Source organism: Parerythrobacter lacustris, assembly GCF_024626475.1.
GTDB lineage: Bacteria > Pseudomonadota > Alphaproteobacteria > Sphingomonadales > Sphingomonadaceae > Parerythrobacter_A > Parerythrobacter_A lacustris.
This window is the reverse complement of record NZ_JANKHH010000003.1, coordinates 1-22,010: the sequence shown is the minus strand read 5'-3', so window position 1 is coordinate 22,010 and position 22,010 is coordinate 1. Positions and strand designations below refer to the sequence as shown.

22 protein-coding genes are annotated in these 22,010 nt (G+C 62.5%); 13 read left to right on the top strand and 9 right to left on the bottom strand.

The window, feature by feature from the left end; genetic code table 11:
• The first annotated feature begins 33 nt into the window (after positions 1 to 33).
• From NSO95_RS03485 to gmk, 3 genes are all read left to right on the top strand, one after another.
• Positions 34 to 540 (top strand): SspB family protein, encoded by a 507-nt coding sequence (locus tag NSO95_RS03485; protein WP_257594766.1) that lies wholly within the window; start codon positions 34 to 36, stop codon positions 538 to 540.
• A gap of 39 nt (positions 541 to 579) precedes the next feature.
• On the top strand, positions 580 to 957 hold the full coding sequence (locus NSO95_RS03480) for a hypothetical protein (RefSeq protein WP_257594765.1): 378 nt from the start codon (positions 580 to 582) through the stop codon (positions 955 to 957).
• Between the two features lie 67 nt (positions 958 to 1,024).
• A complete protein-coding gene (gene gmk, locus NSO95_RS03475) occupies positions 1,025 to 1,687 on the top strand; it encodes a guanylate kinase (protein ID WP_257594764.1) in 663 nt (220 codons plus the stop codon).
• Positions 1,688 to 1,742: 55 nt separating this feature from the next.
• Here the strand turns inward: gmk and NSO95_RS03470 are convergent, their stop codons facing one another.
• The 5 genes from NSO95_RS03470 to NSO95_RS03450 form a co-directional block, all read right to left on the bottom strand.
• Positions 1,743 to 4,010 (bottom strand): DEAD/DEAH box helicase, encoded by a 2,268-nt coding sequence (locus NSO95_RS03470; protein ID WP_257594763.1) that lies wholly within the window; start codon positions 4,008 to 4,010, stop codon positions 1,743 to 1,745.
• The gene (locus NSO95_RS03465) at positions 4,007 to 4,741 is read right to left on the bottom strand and encodes a hypothetical protein (RefSeq protein ID WP_257594762.1); all 735 of its coding nucleotides are present in this window, start codon (positions 4,739 to 4,741) and stop codon (positions 4,007 to 4,009) included. Before NSO95_RS03465 ends, NSO95_RS03470 begins: the two co-directional genes overlap by 4 nt.
• A gap of 765 nt (positions 4,742 to 5,506) precedes the next feature.
• Positions 5,507 to 6,313, bottom strand: coding sequence for an SDR family NAD(P)-dependent oxidoreductase (locus NSO95_RS03460; RefSeq protein ID WP_257595354.1), 807 nt, complete (start codon positions 6,311 to 6,313; stop codon positions 5,507 to 5,509).
• Between the two features lie 14 nt (positions 6,314 to 6,327).
• A complete protein-coding gene (locus NSO95_RS03455; RefSeq protein ID WP_257594761.1) occupies positions 6,328 to 7,479 on the bottom strand; it encodes an acyl-CoA dehydrogenase family protein in 1,152 nt (383 codons plus the stop codon).
• A gap of 3 nt (positions 7,480 to 7,482) precedes the next feature.
• Positions 7,483 to 8,664, bottom strand: coding sequence for an acyl-CoA dehydrogenase family protein (locus NSO95_RS03450; protein ID WP_257594760.1), 1,182 nt, complete (start codon positions 8,662 to 8,664; stop codon positions 7,483 to 7,485).
• 189 nt (positions 8,665 to 8,853) lie between these two features.
• On the opposite strand from NSO95_RS03450, the gene NSO95_RS03445 reads away from it, so the two are divergent.
• From NSO95_RS03445 to NSO95_RS03415, 7 genes are all read left to right on the top strand, one after another.
• Complete coding sequence (locus NSO95_RS03445) at positions 8,854 to 9,705, top strand: SDR family NAD(P)-dependent oxidoreductase (RefSeq protein ID WP_257594759.1); 852 nt, start codon at positions 8,854 to 8,856, stop codon at positions 9,703 to 9,705.
• 59 nt (positions 9,706 to 9,764) lie between these two features.
• Positions 9,765 to 11,162, top strand: coding sequence for an MFS transporter (locus NSO95_RS03440; protein WP_257594758.1), 1,398 nt, complete (start codon positions 9,765 to 9,767; stop codon positions 11,160 to 11,162).
• 91 nt (positions 11,163 to 11,253) lie between these two features.
• Positions 11,254 to 12,585 (top strand): acyl-CoA dehydrogenase family protein, encoded by a 1,332-nt coding sequence (locus NSO95_RS03435; RefSeq protein ID WP_257594757.1) that lies wholly within the window; start codon positions 11,254 to 11,256, stop codon positions 12,583 to 12,585.
• Between the two features lie 133 nt (positions 12,586 to 12,718).
• A complete protein-coding gene (locus NSO95_RS03430) occupies positions 12,719 to 13,807 on the top strand; it encodes a Zn-dependent alcohol dehydrogenase (protein ID WP_257594756.1) in 1,089 nt (362 codons plus the stop codon).
• Positions 13,807 to 14,889 carry a phosphotransferase family protein gene (locus NSO95_RS03425; protein WP_257594755.1) on the top strand — a complete coding sequence of 361 codons (1,083 nt, stop codon included), beginning with the start codon at positions 13,807 to 13,809 and terminating at the stop codon, positions 14,887 to 14,889. The genes NSO95_RS03430 and NSO95_RS03425 overlap by 1 nt, the downstream gene beginning before the upstream one ends.
• A 99-nt stretch (positions 14,890 to 14,988) precedes the next feature.
• Entirely contained in the window at positions 14,989 to 15,813 is an 825-nt protein-coding gene (gene dapD, locus NSO95_RS03420; RefSeq protein ID WP_257594754.1) for a 2,3,4,5-tetrahydropyridine-2,6-dicarboxylate N-succinyltransferase, read from the top strand.
• 82 nt (positions 15,814 to 15,895) lie between these two features.
• Entirely contained in the window at positions 15,896 to 16,048 is a 153-nt protein-coding gene (locus NSO95_RS03415; protein ID WP_257594753.1) for a hypothetical protein, read from the top strand.
• A gap of 3 nt (positions 16,049 to 16,051) precedes the next feature.
• Here NSO95_RS03415 and NSO95_RS03410 read toward each other — a convergent pair whose 3' ends face one another.
• On the bottom strand, positions 16,052 to 17,329 hold the full coding sequence (locus NSO95_RS03410; protein ID WP_257594752.1) for a dipeptidase: 1,278 nt from the start codon (positions 17,327 to 17,329) through the stop codon (positions 16,052 to 16,054).
• An 80-nt stretch (positions 17,330 to 17,409) separates the two neighbouring features.
• On the opposite strand from NSO95_RS03410, the gene NSO95_RS03405 reads away from it, so the two are divergent.
• Complete coding sequence (locus tag NSO95_RS03405) at positions 17,410 to 17,700, top strand: DUF427 domain-containing protein (protein ID WP_257594751.1); 291 nt, start codon at positions 17,410 to 17,412, stop codon at positions 17,698 to 17,700.
• Positions 17,697 to 18,098 (top strand): DoxX family protein, encoded by a 402-nt coding sequence (locus tag NSO95_RS03400; RefSeq protein WP_257594750.1) that lies wholly within the window; start codon positions 17,697 to 17,699, stop codon positions 18,096 to 18,098. Before NSO95_RS03405 ends, NSO95_RS03400 begins: the two co-directional genes overlap by 4 nt.
• A gap of 6 nt (positions 18,099 to 18,104) precedes the next feature.
• On the opposite strand, the gene NSO95_RS03395 is transcribed toward NSO95_RS03400, so the two are convergent.
• Entirely contained in the window at positions 18,105 to 18,353 is a 249-nt protein-coding gene (locus NSO95_RS03395; RefSeq protein ID WP_257594749.1) for an SWIB/MDM2 domain-containing protein, read from the bottom strand.
• A gap of 30 nt (positions 18,354 to 18,383) precedes the next feature.
• Positions 18,384 to 18,980, bottom strand: coding sequence for a YbhB/YbcL family Raf kinase inhibitor-like protein (locus NSO95_RS03390; RefSeq protein WP_257594748.1), 597 nt, complete (start codon positions 18,978 to 18,980; stop codon positions 18,384 to 18,386).
• Positions 18,981 to 19,250: 270 nt separating this feature from the next.
• On the opposite strand from NSO95_RS03390, the gene NSO95_RS03385 reads away from it, so the two are divergent.
• Positions 19,251 to 20,705: a S41 family peptidase gene (locus tag NSO95_RS03385; protein WP_257594747.1), complete on the top strand. Its 1,455-nt coding sequence runs from the start codon at positions 19,251 to 19,253 to the stop codon at positions 20,703 to 20,705.
• A gap of 120 nt (positions 20,706 to 20,825) precedes the next feature.
• Here NSO95_RS03385 and NSO95_RS03380 read toward each other — a convergent pair whose 3' ends face one another.
• Positions 20,826 to 21,506 carry a hypothetical protein gene (locus NSO95_RS03380; RefSeq protein ID WP_257594746.1) on the bottom strand — a complete coding sequence of 227 codons (681 nt, stop codon included), beginning with the start codon at positions 21,504 to 21,506 and terminating at the stop codon, positions 20,826 to 20,828.
• Between the last annotated feature and the right edge of the window lie 504 nt (positions 21,507 to 22,010).

The following is a 22,010-nucleotide window of genomic DNA, read 5'->3' as shown; positions in this document are numbered from 1 at the left end:
ACCCCGCGCCCCCGCGCCGCCACCTAGGCCGACATGAGCGACGATGCGCCCGACAGCCTGATCCCCTACGACGAGATCGTGCAGGAAGCGCTGCGCGCGGTGGTCGGCCGGGTGCTGGGCGAGATCCAGAGCGGCGGCGGCACCCTGCCCGGGCCGCATCATTTCTACATCACCTTCAAGACCGGCGCGCCCGGGGTCGATATCCCCAAGTCCCTGCGCGAACGCTTCCCCGACGAGATGACGATCGTGCTGCAGAACAAGTTCTGGGAGCTCAACGTGCGCGAGGACGGCTTCTCGGTCGGGCTCAGTTTCAACCAGATCCCGGCCAAGCTCGACGTGCCCTACTCCGCGATCACCGCCTTCGTCGACCCGGCGGTCGATTTCGGGCTGCAGTTCCAGGCCAGCGTCGCCGACATGGCCCCCGAAGCGCATGACGATGCGGAGAACGACGGGGTGGCGGAACAGGGCGGCGCCAAGGCCGTTGGTTCCAGCGAGGACGGCAGCAACGTCGTGACGGTGGATTTCGGCCGCAAGAAGTGACGCCGCGCCGCAGGGCAGGCGTCATCCGGGAAAGCAGATATGGCTAAGCGACGCAGGACGAAGACGGTCGATCAGGGGCAGGACGTCCCCGGCCTGAGCGAGAACCCGGCAACCAACCTGCTGCTGGCGGAAATCGCCATGCGCGCCGGTTCGACCGTGATGCGCCGCGTTTTGGAGCGTGGGCTGCTCAAGGGCCGCTACGGGCGCGACACCGCAAAAGACATCATCGGCAACCGCAGCCTCAAACGTACGCTGGCGACCACCGTGGTCTCCCGCTTCGCCACCCGCTCGGTCCCCGGCGCACTGCTCGTCGGCACCGGGCTCGCCGCCAAGCTGCTGTTCGACCGCAGCCAGAAGCGCCGCAAGGCGAAGCGCGAGGGCGACGCCAAGCTACTCGATCAAGCGACCAAGGAATAGCGCGCCTGCCTCCGCAAGCGGCCTGATGCGGCTTGATTCCGCAGGCCCCTTGGGTGCAAAGGCGCCTATGGCCGACACCCACACCACCGCCGACGCCCTCCCCTCCCCCAACCTGGCCCGACGCGGGATCATGTTCATCCTCTCCTCGCCCAGCGGCGCGGGGAAGACCACCATCTCGCACATGCTGCTCGGCGCGGACGAGGAAATCCAGCTCTCGGTCTCCGCCACCACCCGCCCCAAGCGCCCGGGCGAGGTCGACGGGATCGACTACCATTTCGTCACCGAAGCCAAGTTCGACGCGATGGTCGAAGGCGACGATTTCTACGAATGGGCGGAGGTGTTCGGGCACAAATACGGCACCCCCAAGGGCTATATCCGCAAGGGGCTGAAGGAAGGGCAGGACTTCCTGTTCGACATCGACTGGCAGGGCACCCAGCAGCTGAAGCAGAAAGACGAGCAGGACGTCGTCACCGTGTTCATCCTGCCGCCGACGCTGGAGGCGCTGCGCCACCGGCTGGAAACCCGCGCGCAGGACAGCGAGGACGTGATCGACCGCCGCATGGACCGCGCCCGCGCCGAGATCAGCCACTGGGCGGAATACGACTATGTGGTGATCAACGACGACGTCGACGAATGCTTCGTGAAAGTGCGCGAGATTTTGCACGCCGAGCGCATGCGGCGCACGCGGCAGACGGGGCTGATCCCGTTTGTGCGGGGGTTGATGGGGTAGGTGGGGCCTAAATACCGCATTGCGCCGCAATTATCGTCGCTTCACAGCAGGGATGCTATCTCGATTTCGTAGTCGGTTTTTTTGGCACGGCCACTTCAGTGAGACTATGACGATTTAGGGCCATATCAAGGACGTCCGATCTGCCGCCGCGTGTCATGCACGCGGCGATATTCAATGTTTTCTCGGCTCGGCTTGAACCAAGATAGATGTTCGAGATAAAGCGACGGCGCACTCCGTCGCTCGCGTCAAGAGGGGCTTCACTCGCGTCGACGTGAATGAGAAACACGGTTTCGAACTGCAAGCCGGCTACGTATTCAGGCATGCTGAATATAAACCGTTTGCCAGAATGCCGGAGTTCTGAGGACGGTTCACGGCTCATGATCGGTAAATGGCCTTGAGAGTAGCGTCCTGCCGCTATTGGCAAATATCTGTCGAACTGCTCGTCGCTTGCGCACAATACGGCTACGCGCCGACCGCCACCTGCGTGGGCCCGAGCGGCCTTCTGCGCCTCGGCAAAGACAGTGTTGAAAAGGGTCGCCTCATTATGAAAGACTCTTAGCTCCGGTGTATCGCCGTCCGCCAATTCAGCTTTCCCTGAATAGGCCTCCCATTCGCCAGGAACATCTATTGCGGGGAAGGTTGCATCAAGGTCCGCAAGAAATTCGGCAATCTGTGGCGTGTATCGAAATACCCTTTCCAGTTTGACCAACTCCGAATTTTGCAAACCTGTGGACGCCGCAAAAAGTGTCGTGTCCCCCTCCCCATATTGCGCAAACGTGTCGCGCGGACTCTGCTTTAGGTCATACGCCATGAAGATAGGCGGTCGCCTTGGCTTCCCTTCAGCGTCGATATTGTGCCTAACAAGCTTATGGAGAGTTTGGCGCTCGATCGACGTAAAAAGGTGGAGCTCGTCGACAAATAGAGCATCATAGCCATCTCGCTGCCTGATCCGATCCCAGCGGTTGGAACCTAGAAACAAATTAAAGTCGCCAATCATTTGGTCGACACTAAGGGTGTTCATCTCACCGAGTTGGCGTCGGTATCGCCTGTGAACCTCAAGGATGAAACGCCGGTCGAGTTCAGTAGGTAAGGCCATAAGCCATGTGGGACGCGGAAAGCTTCCCTTTGCGTATCGTTCGCCGCGCTCCTCACCGTGGCGGACGCCCTCGGCATCGAGTACACTTGCGAACTCGTTCATGATCTCGGCCACTAGCCTACCTCCATCGACACTTACAGCGAGATCCCAACGGTCCTTCAATTCTTGATTTATCTCTGCGAACTGCGCACTCACAATCGATGAGGACGCGAGTTCCTTGAGGGTCGCTGATATCAGTTCCGCTTGGAGGCGACGCCCCTCGCGACCATCGAGCGACAAGGGTTCAAGCTGGTCGAGTTCAAAGTTAAGGTTCTTGTGCGCAAGGTCGTAAAGAGTCCGAACCTCGAGCTTAACATTTGGGTCTGCTCCAAAAAGAAGGCCTTTCGAATCTAAACTCTCGCCAATCGCGTTGACTAGGTCGACCGAGGCGAAACTATGCGTCAGAAATCCAAGCTTTATTGGGCCAGCTGGGTTTCGGGACGCGGCCAAGCCATCACGCAAGAACTTCACCACCAAAGAGAGTGTCTTACCAGTACCGGCGGCGCCACGCAGTCTCACCGGTCCGTCGTGCGGCTTGTCGACAAACTCGCGCTGTTCTTTGGTCAGCTTCGAGCGGTACCATTGCTCAAGCGTTGCGCCTTGGACGAATCCTTGAGGAAGGCGCTGGCTTAGCGTGATGCCAGCGCGAGAAGCGATCGGTTGCTCCGCGCATTGTGTTAGAACCGCATCTGTCAAATTTGACCTAGCCTTTTCGTAAATCGTTAGGTGTCGGTCGAGGCGGTCGAAGGAATGTGTGTCATCGAGACGGGAGAACACATAAAGGTCATTGCGTCCGCGCGGATACATGTCGAAGTGTACTCGTGTTCTCCATTCGCGGCTTGAAGCTTGTATGGAGAAGAGGCAGTCCTCTTGATGCTTGCGCCAGCCCATCGGAATGCTCACGCTTTCGGTGTAGATCGACCTGCCAACCGTTATGATCCGCTCAAGAATAGTAGATCGCGTTGTTGGATCAGCAAGTACTCCGTCCTCGCCTCCGACATTCACGACGATTAAGGGTGTTTCGTCGGTCTCGCGATCACTCTCGAGAAAGTACACCATGTCTTTGATGACAACTCGCTTCAGACCGCAGTTCTCGGCCGGTAATCCATACTCTTCAAACCATTCGGGTCCGATTGAGAATTGCGACAGCTTGAAAAGGGAATGGGGAGTCAGAACGAGGGCTTTCATTTCAAATCCTTCACGACATCGTGAACTAAATCATCGATTGCTAGGCCAGCTAGTGCCGTCAGCTCGTCGGGCAACCCGATACGAGAGAACTGCTGAGCGAAGAGTTGCGCGACCTTGAAACGGTACAGTTCCGTAAGCCGCCCAATCCGCACTGCGGTATTTTCACAACCGTCACTGTTCGCCATTTGCTCAGAGACAGAATTGAAGCAGAGCCGCTCTGGAATAGTGTATATCCGCCGCATACGAATGACAAAGCCGATGTCCGGATGTTCGACTAGGTCGCTGATCTGGAAATGGCCGTCGCCCATCGCTTTCCTCGCTGCGATGAACTGCCGACGCGCATAGCCGAGTGCATCTTGCTCCGCCTGGCAGAGCAATTTGAAACGGGAGAAGAGGTCCATCTCCTCGTTTAGCGCGATCGCCAACCTGCGGACATCCTGAGTTATGGAGGCTACTTTGCCCCTTTTTATCGAAGATGACGCGGTTAGTGCCCGGCTGACAGTCTCGTGACCGTCAGAGCTAATCCAATTGTGCAGACTTTCAGAAGAAGTACTCGCATCTCCAAAGGCTTCGAGAATCCTGTCCGTTGCTGATGACAGCACTTCCGCAACGTGGCCAGGGGCCCAGAATTTGGTAATATATTCTTTGAACGAATACATAGGCAGATATGCGATGACACCGTCAAGCTTCCCGTTGGCCAAGTCGCAATCCGCGTTAATGATCACGCCCAAGAGGGGTCCGTCCTCTTGATCAGTGCGCTCTATGCGCACAATGTCTCCTTGGCATCGCGGTTGACTCGGGAGCACGCGCTCCGTTTCCCAATAAACTGACATCGGTCGTCATCACCCCGCCCTTTGATCGCACCGGACTATGTAACGAAGCAAACTTTGTCTATCATGCGGGTGCATAATGGACCGTTACGGCTCGCTAGTTGCAGACAGCCATTCATCTGTCGCGTCAAATTCGCCAAGGCCTATGAATCCAATCGCCCACATGCATTACACTAGGCAATCGAAAATCACTGTGGCCGTTCTGATCCAATATGCGATATCAGTCGACGAGAAATTTGAACCGACAAACCGCTCAGGCCTTTGCTTGCCTCCTCGCATCAAACCATTTTCCTACACGCCTCCGCTTTGCTACACCCCTCCCCGCTCTTTCAAATCGTAGTTCCTCACCCCACACAAAAAAGCCCCGCCGTCGAGCGGGGCTTTCGCGTTCTCGGGCCGGCGCATTTTTCTTCGCCACCGCGCCACTGTGCAAAGATAGAGAATTTGCCGATGGCTCGCCGCGCAATGTGTCACCCTGTCGTGTTTTGCTTTAGCCTTGCAGAACAAGGGCTTGCAAAGTCCTACAGGGTGACACGAGTCACCTTGCGCAAGCAAGCGGGACCCCGGATCAGGTCCGGAGTGACGTTAAAGTGGTCGGGCGGCGCTGTAGGGTTTTGGTGTCGCCTTGGTGTCGCCTTTCGCGCCCTGCCGGGCGCCCGCTTCGCCTCAGTGGCCCGAGGGGTCGACGAAGTTGCCCGCGCCGATGTTGGCGTTGACCACGCCGCCGTCGATCGGGATCGTCGTGCCGACCACGTAGTCGCCCGCGCGGCTCAAGAGGTATATCGCGCCCGCCGCCATGTCTTCGGTCACCCCGACGCGGCGCGAGGGGATGCCCTTCCTGACCATGTCCTCGTTGTCGCGCGCGGCGCGGTTCATCGCGCTGGGGAAGGCGCCCGGGCCGATGCCGTTGACCACGATGTTGTGGCCGATCAGCTCGGCGGCCATGCGGCGGGTCAGGTGGATCAGCCCCGCCTTCGACGCCTGGTAGGGGTAGGTCGGCCAGGGGTTCGACTTCATCCCGTCGATGCTGGCGATCATCAGCACCTTGGCCGGGCGCTCCGCCGTGCCCGCCGCCTTGAGCAGCGGGAACAGCTTCTGGGTGAGGAAGAAGGGGGTCTTGACGTTGAGGTCCATCGTCCGGTCCCACCCGGCCTCGGTGAAGTCCTCGAACGGTTCGCCCCACGCCGCGCCGGCGTTGTTGATCAGCAGGTCGAGCTTGTTCTCGCGGGCGGCGAGTTCGTCGGCGAGGCACTGGATGCCCTCGATCTGGCTGAGGTCGGCGGGGATGCCGATGACCCGCTCGCCCAGCGCGGCGCAGGTTTCCTCGATCTCGTGCACCTTGCGCGCGCTGATATAGACCTTCGCGCAGCCCGCTTCGAGCAGGCCTTCGACGATCATCCGCCCGATCCCGCGGCTGCCGCCGGTAACCAGCGCGATCCTGCCTTCGAGGCCGAACAGTTGGTTGAGTTTCATCATGGTTGTTCCCCTCAATACCCGCTCAGCTCCGCCACGCGGTTGGCGTGGTAGTTGGCATCGCCAAGGAATTCCTGCAACGCGCGGTCGCGCTTCATGTAGAGGCCGATATCGTATTCGTCGGTCATCCCGATGCCGCCGTGCATCTGCACCCCTTCGCGCACCGCGAGCCCGGCGGTCCTGCCGACCTTGGCCTTGGCGACCGAGACCATCAGTTCGGCCTTTTCGCTGCCTGCCCCGTTATTGGCATCGAGCAGCTGCTGCGCCTTGATCACCACCGCGCGGGCGATCTCGACCTCGGAATAGAGATGCGCGGCGCGGTGCTGGAGCGCCTGGAATTCGCCGATCAGCTGGCCGAACTGCTTGCGCTGCTTGAGGTAGGTGACGGTCATGTCCATCGCCCCGCGTGCCACGCCCACGCCCTCCGCCGCAGCGCCGATGCGGCCGGCGTTGAGCACCCGATTTAGGACCTCACGCCCGCCGTCGACCTCGCCGATCACCGCATCGCCGTCGAGCTCGACATTGTCGAACCGGGTGTGGGTCGCCATCGAACTGTCGACCAGACGGACGGCATCGTGGCTCATGCCCGCCGCGTCCCTTGGCACCGCGAACAGGGTGATCCCGTCGGCATCGTCATCGGCGCCGGAGGTGCGGGCAGCGACGACCAGCATGTCCGCGCTCGAACCGTGGATCACGAAGTCCTTCTGGCCCGAGAGCCGGAAGCCGTTGCCCGATTTCTCGGCGCGGGTCTTGATCCGGGCGGGATTATGCTTCGCGCCCTCGTCGATGGCGACGGCATAGACCGCCTTGCCCGAGGCGATGCCCGGCAGGTACCGCTGGCGCAGATCGTCGCTGCCCGCCTTGAGCGCGGTCGCGGCGAGCACCGAGGTGGTGAGGAACGGCGAGGGGGTCAGGTTGCGCCCGATCTCCTCAAGCACGATGCCCGCCTCGACATGACCCATGCCGAGCCCGCCGTCGGCTTCGTCGAGCAGGATGCCGGTGAAGCCGAGTTCGGCCATCTGTTCCCACAGGCCGTGGCCGAAGCCGTCCTTGCAATTGCGGTCGCGCCAGTGGCGCAGCTGTTTCTGGATGCTGCCTTCCCCGGCCATGAACTGGCTGGCGGTGTCGGCGAGCATCGCCTGGTCTTCATCGTGGTAGAGTGGCATGGATCAGGCTCCCGGCAGGTCGAGGATGCGTTTGGAAATGACGTTGAGCATGACCTCGCTCGTGCCGCCCTCGATCGAATTGGCCTTGGTCCGCAGCCAGTTGCGCGATGGCTTGCCGCCGCCGGTTTCCTCGCTCTCCCACTCGAGCGCGCGGCTGCCGCCGGCGCTCATCATCAGTTCGTGGCGGCGCTTGTTGAGCTCGGTCCCGGCGTATTTCATCATGTTGGGCTGGGCGGGATGCGCCTTGCCGACCTTGATCTCGTCGAGGAACTTCTCGCCCATCGCGGTGTAGGCCAGCGCGTCGACGTCGAACATCGCCAGTTCGGCGCGCAGGATCGGGTCGAGCTCGCCGGTGGTGCGCAGCATGGCCGCGCCGATCGCCGCGGTCCGGTCCCCGCCGCCCGCACCCGAGATCATCTCGCGCTCGTGGCCAAGCAGGTATTTGGCAACATCCCACCCGCGGTTGACCTGGCCAACATAGGCCGGGCAATCCTCGCCATAGGACTTGGGCACATTCACATCGTCGAAGAAGGTTTCGCAGAAGGGCGAATTGCCGCTGATCAGCAGGATCGGCTTGGTCGACACGCCTTCGCTCGCCATGTCGTAGAGCATGAAGGTGATGCCCTGATACTTGTTCTCCTTGTCGGTACGGACAAGGCAGAAAATCCAGTCGGCGTGATCGGCGTAGGAGGTCCAGATCTTCTGGCCGTTGACCACCCAATGATCGCCCTTGTCCTCGCCGAAGGTCTGCAAGCTGACGAGGTCCGAACCCGAACCCGGCTCCGAATAGCCCTGGCACCAGCGGATTTCCCCGCGTGCGATCTCGTTGAGGAAGCGCTGCTTCTGGCCTTCGGTGCCGAAGTGCAGTAGCGCCGGGCCGAGCATCCAGATGCCGAAGCTGGACAGCGGCGGACGCGCATTGATCCGGCTCATTTCCTCACGCAGCACCTTGGCCTGCGGAGCGCTCAGGCCCGCGCCGCCATATTCCTTCGGCCATGCCGGGACGGTGTAGCCCTTGGCGACACACGCTTCGAACCAAGCCTTCTGCGCGTCGCTCTTGAAGCTGGCTTTGCGGCCGCCCCAATAGACGTCCTCCTCGTCCCGCACCGGCTGGCGCATTTCGGGCGGACAGTTGGCTTCGAGCCAGGATCGGGTCTCCTGACGAAAGGCTTCGAGGTCGGACATTGGGGGCTCTCCTCCGATTGATTGTCGCTGCGGCATATCGTGTGCCGCTTGACGCTTACGTTAAGGTGATTCGCCCCCGCACTGCAAGCCGCTTCGACGCGCCCCGCCCTGCCGTAGCGTCAATTCAACCGCGTTGACGAAGCCCGTACGCCCCCTAAGCTGGCGGGACAATAATGGGAGAGGCCAGGCATGCGATTCTCTGGCAAGACATTGGTGATCACCGGAGCCGCATCGGGCATCGGGGAGGCGGCGAGCAAGCTGTTCGCGCGTGAAGGTGCGACGGTCTACGCATCCGATATCGACGAAGCGGGCGGGCAGGCGCTGGCCGACCAGTCCGACGGGTCGATCCGGTTCCAGCACTGCGACGTGACATCCTGCGACGACATCCGCGCGCTGATGGACCGCGCCGCGAGCGAGACCGGCGGGATCGACGTGCTGTTCAACAATGCCGGCGCAGGCGGCGCGCGCTCGCCGGTCCACGAGATCGAGCCCGACGAATGGGACCGGACGATGGACCTCCTGCTCCGCTCGGTCGCGATGGGCATCCGCTATGCCGCGCCGCATATGAAGGACCGGCCCGGTGCCTCGATCGTCAATGTCTCGAGCGTCGCCGCGATCGGGCCGGGATATTCGCCGACCGCCTATGCCGTCGCCAAGGCGGGGGTGCTGCATCTGACCAAGATGGCTGCGGCCGATCTCGCCCAGTTCGGCATCCGCGTGAACGCGATCCAGCCCGGCTTCATCAACACCAATATCTTCACCGCCTCGCTCGAAATTCCGGACGAACACAAAATGATGGCGAAGGGGGCGATCGCGCAGATGTCGTCCAACGCCCAGCCGGTGAAGCGCGGCGGGCAGCCGCTCGATATCGCCGAGGCCTGCGCCTATCTGGCGAGCGAGGCGGGCAGCTTCCTCAACGGCACGTCGCTTTTGGTCGACGGCGGGCTGACGCTGGGTCCGCGCTACAGCTGGGATCCGGAAGAGCCGGGGATCTATTCGGCGCTCGAAGCGATCGAAGAAGCAGCAAAGGCAGCGCAATAGCGGTGGCAACGGCGCAACCTGTCCCTGGGCAAGAGAAGCTGCCCGTAAGCCTCAAGGTCGTGCACGGTTTTGGTAGCATCGCCTATGGGGTGAAGGAAAACGGCTTCGCCACCTTCCTGCTGATTTTCTACAATCAGGTGATGGGGATCGATGCTGCGCTGGTCGGCGCGGCGATCATGTTCGCGCTGATCGCCGATGCCTTCGTCGATCCGTTCATCGGCGAGCTGACCGACCGGACAAACACCCGCTGGGGTCGCCGCCTGCCGTGGCTCTATGGCGCCCCAATCCCGCTCGCCTTTGCTTGGCTCGCGCTATGGCATCCACCGCAGGGGAGCGATGCCCTGATGCTCGGCTGGCTGGTCGGCTGGGCGATCGTCGTGCGCTCGCTGGTCTCGATGTGTGAGGTGCCGTCGGTCGCACTGGTCCCGGAACTGACCGCCGATTACGACGAGCGCACGGTGCTGATGCGCTACCGCTTCCTGTTCGGCTGGGCGGGCGGGCTCGTGCTTCTGATCGTCGCATATGCGGTGTTCTTTCGCGAAGCGGGCGAGACCGATCCGGCTGGCTACTACGCCTATGCCCTTGCAGGTGCGATTGCGATGGCGGGTGCGGTGCTGCTTTCGGCGGCAGGTCAGCACAAACGGATTGCCAAGCCATCGCCGCCAATGCCCGAAAGCGCAGGCGGGTTCGGGCAAGTTCTGCGTGACATGCGCCAAACGTTGTCGAACCGGGCCTTCCTGTGGCTGGTATTCGCCGCGCTGTTCGGCTTTGTGAACCAGGGCATCGCTTTTGCTTTGACCAACTACATGTTGGGTTTCGTCTGGCTGTTCGGACAAGGCGAGAAGACGGCCTACGCGCTGCTGCTGTTCCTTACGATGATCGCCGCCTTCGTCATCGTCGCGCCGCTCGCCCGAAAGCTGGGAAAACGCAGGGCCGCGATTGTGTCGGGTGCGGCGGCGCTCGCTTTCAACACAATCCTCTTCCTGGCGTACTACTTCTCCCTGATTCCACTGGCGGACGGAAAGCCCAGCGTTCCTGTGATCTTCGCACTGATCTTCCTCGGTAATAGCGGCGCAATCACGCTTAGCATCCTGTCGAGTTCGATGATGGCGGACGTGGTCGAGGCATCGCAGGCGGAAACCGGGCGGCGGTCGGAGGGCCTGTTCTTCGCCGGCTATTTCTTCATGCAGAAATGCGCCACCGGCATCGGTATCTTCATTGCCGGACAAGTCCTGTCCTTCGCCCTGTTCCCGCAAGATGCCAAACCAGGCGAAGTCGGCAGCGCGATCCTCGGCAATCTGGCACTCGGCTATGCTCTCACGCTTCTGGTCGTCGGCTTGGCGGGCCTGCTGGTCATGCGCCGCTTCCCGATCGAGCGCGCCGACCACGAGGCGCGGCTCGCCAAGCTCGATGCCGAGGCTAAGGGCGACCTCGACGGTACCCATATCCTGCCATGACCACCTTCCGAAACAAAACCCGCTTGGCGCGGCTTGCCCGCTCTGCCAGTTTCACACCGCAACGGATTCGCACGAAGAGAGGATAGAACCCATGAATTTCGACCTAACCGACCGCCAGATGCACTGGCGCGACCGCGTGCGCGACTTCATCGAGAAGAACATTCGCCCCAACAACCATGTCTACAAAGAGCAGGATGCCGAGGGCGACCGGTGGAAAGTCATCCCGATCATCGAGGACATGAAGGAAAAGGCCAAGGCGCAGGGGATCTGGAACCTCTTCATGCCCCCACAGGGGCAACTGAGCCACGTCGACGACAGCTTCGAGTTCGAAGGCCCCGGCCTGACCAATCTCGAGTACGCGCTGTGCGCCGAGGAAATGGGCCGCCTTGGCTGGTCGAGCGAAGTGTTCAACTGCTCCGCACCCGACACCGGCAACATGGAAGTGTTTCACCGCTACGGCACGCGCGAGCAGAAGGACACATGGTTGGCCCCGCTGATGAATGGCGAAATCCGCTCGGCCTTCCTGATGACCGAGCCCTACACCGCCTCCTCCGATGCGACCAATATCGAGACCCGGATCGAGCGCGACGGAGACGACTATGTGATCAACGGCCGCAAGTGGTGGTCGTCCGGCCTCGGCGATCCGCGTTGCAAGGTCGCGATCGTGATGGGCAAGACCAATCCCGAAAGCCAGCGCCATTCACAGCAGTCGCAGGTGATCGTTCCGATGGACGCGCCAGGTGTGAACATCCTGCGCCACCTGCCGGTGTTCGGTTACGACGACGCACCGCACGGCCATATGGAGGTCGAGCTCAAGGATGTGCGCGTTCCGGTGACCAACCTGCTGCTCGGCGAGGGGCGCGGGTTCGAAATCGCGCAGGGCCGGCTCGGGCCGGGCCGCATCCACCACTGCATGCGCACCATCGGCGTGGCGGAAGAAGCGCTCGCCAAGATGTGCCGCCGCCTGCAGGAACGCGAAGCCTTCGGCAAGCCGATCTACAAGCATTCGGTGTGGGAAGAACGCGTCGCGCGCGCGCGGATCGACATCGACATGACCCGCCTGCTGTGCCTCAAGGCGGCGGACATGATGGACAAGGTCGGCAACAAGGTCGCCAAGCAGGAGATCGCCATGATCAAGGTGCAGGCACCGAACATGGCGCTCAAGATCATCGACGATGCGATCCAGGCCCACGGCGGTGGCGGGGTGTCGGACGACTACGGCCTCGCGAGCGCCTATGCCCACCAGCGGACTTTGCGGCTGGCCGACGGTCCGGACGAAGTCCATGCCCGCTCGATCGCCCGCATGGAATTCGCCAAGCACGCACCCAACCCCGGCCCGACCGCCAACGCCCTGCGCGACGGCAAGGGTCCGACCCCGATGACCGGCGATTTCAGCTCGGGCGACATGGCGGTGACGCGTTGATGCCCTTCGAGACGCTCTGACTTTCGTCCTTGCTCCTCAGGATGAGCGGCTGTTCCAACCTCCCCGCTCATCCTGAGGAGATGCGAAGACGAGGTCAGAGCGTCGCCTCGAAGCACGATTTGGAGATGTACTGATGGCGAAAGCCGCAATCCTCGAACAACCCGGCAACGGCCTCGTCATCGGTGAGATCGAGATCGCCGATCCCGCCCCGCACGAGGTTCTGATCGATACCAAGGCCTGCGGCCTGTGCCATTCGGACCTGCACTTCATCGACGGCGCCTATCCGCATCCGCTCCCGGCGATCCCGGGGCACGAGGCGGCGGGCGTGGTGCGCGCGGTGGGGAGCGAAGTCAAAACGGTGAAGCCGGGCGACCATGTCGTCTCCTGCCTCAGCGCGTTCTGCGGGCACTGTGAGTTCTGCGTGACCGGGCGCATGGCACTGTGTCTCGGCGCGGATACCCGCCGCACGCCCGATGCCGGCCCCCGCATACGCCGGGCGGACGGTTCGCCGGTCAACCAGATGCTCAACCTTTCGGCCTTCAGCGAGCAGATGCTGATCCACGAGCACGCCTGCGTGGCGATCGACAAGGACATGCCGCTCGACCGCGCGGCGGTGATCGGCTGCGCGGTAACGACCGGTGCCGGCACGATCTTCAACGCGGCCAAGGTGACTCCCGGCGAGACGGTGCTGGTGGTCGGCTGCGGCGGGGTCGGCCTCGCCGCGATCAATGCAGCGCGGATCGCGGGGGCCGGCAAGGTCATTGCCGCCGATCCGATCGCCGAGAAGCGCGAGCTCGCCAAGGTGCTCGGGGCAACGCATACGGTCGATGCGCTCGCTCCCGATGCAGCGAAGCAGATCATCGCAATTTCGGGCGGCGGCGTGCATTACGGGATCGAAGCGGTCGGCCGGCAGGCCTCGGCCGATCTTGCGGTGGCAAGCCTGCGTCGCGGCGGGACCGCGATCATCCTCGGCATGATGCCGCTCGACTGCAAGGTCGGCCTCAGCGCGATGGATCTGCTTTCGGGCAAGAAGCTGCAGGGCGCGATCATGGGCGAGAACCACTTCCCGGTGGACCTGCCGCGGCTGGTCGATTTCTACATGCGCGGCCTGCTCGATCTCGACACGATCATCGCCGAACGCATCCCGCTGGAGGACATCAACAAGGGCTTCGAAAAGATGCGGAGCGGCAACGCGGCACGCAGCGTGGTGGTGTTCGACTGATGGCAAGCGAACAGCCTATCGATTTCGATACCGAAATGGTCGGCACGATCGAAGTGCCCGAGAACGACCGTCTCGACCTCGACCGGCTGACGGCCTGGTTCGAGGCCCATGTCGAGGGCTATGCGGGGCCGATCTCCTACTCCAAGTTCAAGGGCGGCCAGTCGAACCCGACCTATCGGATCGACACGCCCGGCGCGTCCTACGTCCTTCGCCGCCAGCCGTTCGGCAAGCTGCTGCCGAGTGCCCATGCGGTCGACCGCGAATACAAGGCGATGACCGGGCTTTATCCCACAGGGTTCCCGGTGCCGCGCACCTATGGCCTGTGCGAGGATCCGGACGTCATCGGCTCCAAGTTTTTCGTCATGAGCATGGCCGACGGGCGGAGCCTGTGGAACGGTTCGCTGCCGCAATGCTCGCCAGAAGACCGGCGCGAAATCTACCATGCGATGATCGACACCATGGCCGATCTCCACACCAAGAAACCGGCCGAGATCGGCCTCGGCGATTTCGGCAAGCCCGACGAGTATTGCGCGCGCCAGATCAGCCGCTGGACCAAGCAGTACAAGCTGTCCGAGACCGAACACCAGCCGAAGATGGAGCGGCTGATCGAATGGTTGCCCGAGACGATCCCGCCGCAGCACGAAAGCTCGGTCGTCCATGGGGACTACCGGCTCGACAACATGATCTTTCACAAAACCGAGAACCGCGTGATCGCGGTGCTCGACTGGGAGCTGTCGACGCTGGGCGATCCGATTGCCGATTTCAGCTATCTGATGCTCAACTGGAAGAACCTTGCTGACGGTCGTGCCGGACTCGACGGGCTCGACCTCGCCGAATTGGGAATTCCGACGATGGACGAGGCGGTCGAGCGATATGTCGCGCGAACCGGCTATCCGGTCCCGCCGATGGACTGGTACTTCGCCTACAACCTGTTCCGGCTGGCGGGCATCATGCAGGGTATCAAGAAGCGAGTGATCGACGGCACCGCATCCTCCGCGCATGCAAGGTCGATGAGCGAGCGCGTCACCCCGCTGATCGAGCGCGCCTATGAGTTCGCGATTTCCGCCGGGATGCCCGAGTAGCGACGGGCGCCGACGCCAAACAAATCGGGCCGTGCTCTCTTGCCGCCCGGGCGTGCGATGGGTAGCAGCCTGCCGGAACCAATCACGGAGCGTCGAACCATGTCCGCAGAGCTTATCGCCGCAATCGAAACCGCGTGGGACAACCGCGCCGAGGTAACCCCGGCCAGCGACGATGTGCGCGCGTCGGTCGAGGCGGCGCTTGGATTGCTCGACAGCGGGCAGGCGCGCGTTGCCGAGCCCGACGGGAATGGCGGCTGGATCGTCAACCAGTGGCTCAAGCAGGCGGTGCTCCTGTCGTTCCGACTGAACGACAATCGCGTGATCGACGGTGGCAGCGCGGGGCACCCGGCATTCGACAAGGTCGAAAGCAAGTTCGCCGGCTGGGATGATGCGCGCTTTCGCGCGGCCGGCTTCAGGGTCGTACCCGGCGCGATTGCCCGCGCGGGTGCTTATATCGCACCGGGCTGCGTGCTGATGCCGAGCTTCGTCAACATCGGGGCATATGTCGGCAAGGGCACAATGGTCGACACCTGGGCCAGCATCGGCTCGTGCGCGCAGATCGGCGAGAATTGTCATATCTCGGCCGGGACCGGCATTGGCGGCGTGCTCGAACCGATGCAGGCGAACCCGACGATCATCGGCGACAATTGCTTCATCGGTGCCCGGTCGGAGATCGTGGAGGGGGTGATCGTCGGCGAAGGCTGTGTGGTCGCCATGGGCGTTTTCATCACCCAGTCGACCAAGATCGTTTATCGCGACAGCGGCAAGATCATCACCGGCTATATCCCGCCCTATTCGGTGGTCGTGCCCGGTACGCTGCCCGGCAAGGATGGCGGCCCTGGCCTCGCCTGCGCGGTGATCGTCAAGACGGTGGACGAGCAGACCAGGTCCAAGACCGCGATCAACGAGCTTCTGCGCGACTGACTATCTTAAGGGAACCCGCCTGTGCTAAGGCCGTTGAGCCGGGACGGACGAGATATCTCAGACGGCAAAACGGGAGGCCGCAATGCATAAGGAAGGTGAAGAAATTCACGTCGACGACACCGAAGCCAGCGGTGGCAGCAAACCCGGCGTAATGCGCTGGGTATTGGGCATTAGCCTCCTGCTCGCGGTCGTGGCGATGTCAGCGGTCTGGATCATCCCTGCCCTGACGAGGTAAGCTTCAGTCTTCCCCTGATCCCCATTTCGGGCCGACAGTTTCGATCGGTGACTGGGCCGCTGCGGCTATCGCACGGGCTTCCGCCGCGCGCAGCACGCGCATCATGTTGCGGTAACTGATCTGCTCGAGTTCGGCCCTCGAATAGCCACGTCGCGCCAGTTCGACGAACAGCGCCGGATAACCCGACACGTCCTCCATCCCGACCGGACCGCTCGGCATACCGTCATAGTCGCCGCCGATCCCGATGCTCTCGATCCCTGCGAGTTTGCGCACATGATCGATATGGTCGACCATATCCGATATCGTCGCTTGCGGTAGCGGATTGGCCGCATCCCACGCCGTCAGCTGCGATGTGACCGCTTCGGGCTGCCCCTGCCACAGCGCTTCGAGCCGCGCTTTCTCCGCCTGCCGGTTGCCGAACCATTGCCGAGCCGGTTCGCTGAGGAAACCCGGCAGCGCCACCACCATCACGATCCCGCCATTCTCGGGCAACCGCGCCAATACGCTATCGGGGACGTTGCGCGCATGGCCATTGATCGCCCTGGCACCCGAATGGCTGAAGATGACCGGGGCCTGCGCTACGTCGAGCGCATCATGCATGGTCTTCTCGCTGACATGGCTCAGATCGACCAACATGCCGAGCCGGTTCATCTCGCGCACGACATCCTTGCCGAAATCGGTCAGACCGTCATGCGCCGGTGTGTCGGTCGCACTGTCGGCCCACGGCGTGTTCTTCGAATGGGTCAGCGTCATATAGCGCGCGCCGATGGCATGCATCTGGCGAAGTACACCGAGGCTGGAGCCAATCGAGTGACCGCCTTCCATGCCGATCAGCGAGGCAATCTTACCATTCGCGACGGCGCGCTCGACATCGTCGGCAGTCAAGGCAAGCGCCAGATCGCCGGGATACTTGTCGATCAGCCGCCGGGTCACATCGATCTGTTCGATCGTGGCCTGCACCGCTTCGGGCTCTTTAAGATCCGCGCTGACATAGACCGACCAGAACTGTGCCCCGACCTTGCCCTGGCGCAGCCGGGCCAGATCGGTGTGCATCGTCCGCCCTTCGGAATGTTCCGGCCCGGTATCGGTCGTATCCTCGAAATCGAAGTCGGCAATCGCGTTGTTCCATCGCCCGCGCAGCTGGATCGGCACGTCGTTGTGCCCGTCCCACACCGGCGCGGCGTCGAGCGCGGCGGCAGCGACTTCTTCGGGTGTCTGGGCCGCAGCGGGAGCTGCAACCAGCGCCGCTGCGACGAATAGAACCGAACGAAACATTGTCATATCAACTCCGGAATGCGAACCCTCGGTCCATAGCGTGCAGGACGCTGTGTAGGAAAGCGCGAACCAGTGGGAGATTGGTAATGGCAATCGAAGCATATTGGCACGGCAGGCGAATTGCCCGATCGGCCGACACCGTCGTGGTCGAGGGCAATCACTATTTCCCGCGCTCAGATGTCGATGCGAGTGTCTTGCGCGACAGTGCGACCACTTCGGTCTGCCCGTGGAAGGGCACCGCGAGCTACCATTCGATCGAAGTCGCTGGCGCGATCAATGCCGATGCGGGGTGGTACTATCCCGAACCCAAGCAGGCAGCGGCTCAGATCAGGGACCGGATCGCGTTCTGGAAGGGTGTGGAGGTGCGTGAGGCGTGATCCGCACCGGCCTGCGCTGGTTGCTCGCGCTGTTCTACGGCGTTGCGGGATACGTCCACATCGCGAACCCCGCACCATTCCTCCAGATCATGCCGGGAGCGGTGCCCTTTCCCGAAGCGGTGGTGTTCTGGACCGGGATTGCCGAGCTGGCCGGCGCCGCCGGTCTGCTCCAGCCTTTCTCGCCAAAGCTGCGCCGGGCAGCGGGCATCGGCCTTGCGCTCTACGCGCTGTGCGTGTGGCCGGCCAATATGAACCATTTCGTGCTGGATATGGCGCGAGCGGACGGCGGGCTCGGCCTTGCCTATCACATCCCGCGGATGATCGCGCAGCCGGTGATCATCTGGCTGGCGCTGTGGGTGGGCGGAACGACCGACTGGCCGTTCCGCCACCGAACATAGTCAGATTCAGCTGAGGTGCTTCGACACCGCGGCAGTCATCTTAAACATCGAAATCTGGTCCTTGCCGATTACGGCACCCAGCTTCGCGTCCGGATTGATCTGGCGCTTGTCCTTGCTGTCCTGCAGGCCATTCGCCTTGATGTATTCCCATACCTTCGAAGTGACCTGCGCACGGGTCATCGGACCCTTGCCCACGACGTTCTCGAGATCGCCCGAGAGGGTCACCGGCTTCTGCAGTGCGTTGTTACCAGCCATAATTCATTCCTTTCCTTTTGGCATATTCGATTATTCGAATTCCTCTACCCCGTCCCAGTCGTCCTCTTCCTCCCGCTGGTAGGTCGCGGTGAGGACGGCGGCGGCCATGACATGGCCTTGCATCGCCGCAACCACATCCGCCCGGTCGGCACCGGGCATCAGGGTCAGCGGCAAGTCGAGCGCATAAATCTGGAACACGTAGGTGTGCGGCGGGTCGTCATGCGGCGGCTCGGGCAGCAGCCATTCCGAATTGCGATGCGCGTTCTTGCCCACCCGCGGCGGGACTTCGCCTTCGAGCAGCTTGCCCTTCTGGCCCGACAAGCCCCAGACCAGCCAGTGGCACGCCGCCTCGTCACCTTTCGAATCCGCATCTTCGACCACCAACACCAGTTCCTGCGTGCCCGGCGGCGGAGCGGTCCATTCGAGCGGAGGGGCAACCGCGTCTTCCTCGTCGGCGGTAAAGCTGGGATCGAGTTCCCCTCCATTGCGAAATGCCGGGCTGGCGAGTGCGAAGCCCCCGCGGCCGAGCATTGTCTCGTCCGCCAGCTGCGCGACCGTCAGCCGTGCTTCCCCTGCAACCGGGGTAGGCAGAGCACGTACAAGCCAGTCTGGCAGCGAAGAAGGCATTCATACTCCCGATATCATGGGCATTTGCGTGGGGTGTCGTCCTACGCCCCTTGGCGGGGCGGGATAAGGGCAGACACCGGGCGGGGAAAGGTTTTCCACTGCTAGAGCGCGATTCAGGGGCAAAAACCGAACAATTTTCGGGCATCAGCCCGATTTGCACCGGTAATTCGCCTTGCTCAGTATGCATTCAGGCGGCATCGTGATGGGGTAAATCGTCTCTCTTGCGTGCGGTCAGCGGGTGAGAGTCGATTCTTGGGGAGCTTCAATTCCATGGGTATAGGTCGCACTTCGCTTACCACCGTTCTCGCCATTTCGCTCGCCGCATGCGGCGGCGGGGGCGGGTCGGGCACGCCGCCGATCTCGGGCGGCGGCGGATCGCCGACGCCGAGCCCGAGCAGCTCGGCCTGCTCGCTCTCGGCCCGGCAGGACTTCGTAAAAGCGGTGATCGACGAGTGGTATCTGTTCCCCACGCTGGTGGACAACAGCGTCAGCAAGTCGAACCACACCACCGTGCAATCCTATATCGACGCGCTGGTTGCCCCCGCACGGGCGCAATCGCGCGACCGGTTCTTCACCTACATCACCTCGATCGCGGAAGAGAACGCGTTCTTCAACTCCGGCTCGAGCGCGGGCTTCGGCGTGCGGCTGGGGTACGACACCAACGCCAACCGGGTGTTCGTGATCGAAGCCTTCGAAGGCGCGCCGGCGCTGCCGCAAGGCATCGACCGCGGGACCGAGATCACCGCGATCGGTACCACCACCGGCAATCTGCAATCGGTCTCCAGCCTGATGGCCGCTGGAGGGCCGCAGGCGGTGATCGATGCACTCGGGCCGTCCGACCCGGGGGTGACCCGCGTGCTCCGCTTCCGCCCGGTCGGCGGCAGCGAGACGACCGTGACCCTGGCCAAGGCCGACTTTTCGCTCGACCCGGTGTCCAACCGCTACGGCGCGAAGATCATCGACGATGCCGGCAAGAAGGTCGGCTACATCAACCTCCGCACTTTCATCGACAGCGCCGATCCGGATCTGCGTGCCGCCTTCGACAATTTCCGTCAGCAGGGCGTGACCGAGCTGATCATCGACTTCCGCTACAACGGCGGCGGGCTGGTCCGCATCGCCGAGCTGATGGGCGACCTGATGGGCCGCGACAAGGCCGGCCAGGTGTTCAGCCGTACCACTTTGCGCGCAAGCAAGGCGAGCGAGAACGAGGTCGACCTGTTCGGTGCCCAGCCGCAGGCGATCAGCGCGACCAAGATCGCCTTCATCGGGCGCGGCGGTACCGCCTCGGCGAGCGAGCTGGTGACCAATTCGATGCTGCCCTATCTCGGCAACAACATGGCGCTGGTCGGCACCAACACCTTCGGTAAGCCGGTCGGCCAGTTCGGCTTCGACAAGGCCGAATGCGACGACCGGCTGCGCGTGGTCACCTTCCGCACCGAGAACCGCGACGCCCAGGGCGACTACTACACCGGCCTCGCCTCGGTCATCCCCAACACCTGCCAGGCGAATGACGACATCTTCGTCCAATTGGGCGAGCCAGGCGAGGCCTCGATCGCGCGTGCGCTCGCTTTCCTGCGGACAGGCACCGCCACCTGCACCCCGATCAGCGGCGGCGGTCCAGGCACCGCATCGGCCCGCTCCGCCGCGGTGCCTGCGCCCGAACGCGAACTGCTCCAGCCCCGCTACCCCACCCCGGCGCAGCACGAGGTACCGGGGCTGTTCTAGGGTAAGGACCTAGGCCAATAGGGCGCGTACCGTCATTGCGCGCCGCCTTGTAGGAATAAGGTGACGCCTGTCACCCTGTTGGATTTCATATAGCGCTGAATTAAGGCGCTTTTTCCAATCCTACAGGGTGACACTTGGTGCCGGAACTTCATCTGCACGCTCGTCGCGCCCGTCGTCCTCGATACAGTCATCGTCCGCCCACCGGTCGGTGTCGCCCAGATATCCCTCCGGCCCAACCTCGTCGATCCGCCCGAGCAGCGCGTCCCATTCCCACTGCCACTGGTTGAGCTCGTCCCGGTGCCGCCCGTAGGCCGAGCGCCCGCCCATATCCCGGTTGCGCAACAGCGCCAGCGCGAGGCTGTCGTTGTAGCGGCGCGAGGTGCCGATCAGCTCGCCCTGGTAGTAATGCGGCACCTCGACCCCGTTGATCGCCCGCTCGAGCACCGATTGCGCCAGCTGGTTGAACCCGTGCTGGTAGGCCGCCTCCCAGGCATGATCGAAGGTGGTGTCCCGCAGCCTCGCGCGCAGCCTGTAGGCGGACTGGCGCGACATCCCGACACTCCGCGCCGCCTCCGCCACCGAATGCGACCCGGCAAGCGCATCGATAAACCCCGCCATCTTGGCCCCGGTCCAGTGCGGGGATTTGCAGAGGGGGACGGGTTCGGGCGGGTCGACCGCTTCGGCCTCGACTGGCGGCGCAGCGGACATGAGCGCGGACTGCGGAGCTGCCTGCTGGAGGGAGGGATTGCGGGCGGCGTAGTAGGCCGCCAGCGGGCTGTGGGTCGGCTTTTGGTTTTTCATGGATCGAATGCTAACCTATTTGGTTATCTGTAGGAAAGATCGGATTAGTAGAAATCTGCAAATCCGCGCTCAGCCCATACCATGATCGCCATCTCACTTAACGACTTAGCTCGGCTAGCGCGACGCATTTTCAGACGCGCTGTCCTTTGTTTGATGTTTCTACGAGGATCGTAGAAGACTATATCTCGCGACGCCAAAGGTTGAAATAGATCGCGAGCCATGAGGCCATTCGCGTCGTTGATCCATCCGTGCCGAAATCCCTCATACGCGAATAGCCATTGGCCGGTGGTCCTTATGCTATCGTCAGTGATGTCCAACACCCACACGTCAATAGGCTTATTGCAATGCCACAAGCCGCGACACCGTAAATCAAGAACAATTAGCCTCACTGCCGACGACTTAGGGTCAGGACCTATTAAATCGCTTGCAAGAGGCATGGTTGGTTGATTCAATGGCAGCGTCAAGGAGGCGTTGGCTATGGATTATCCGTATTTGCTGAGCGAG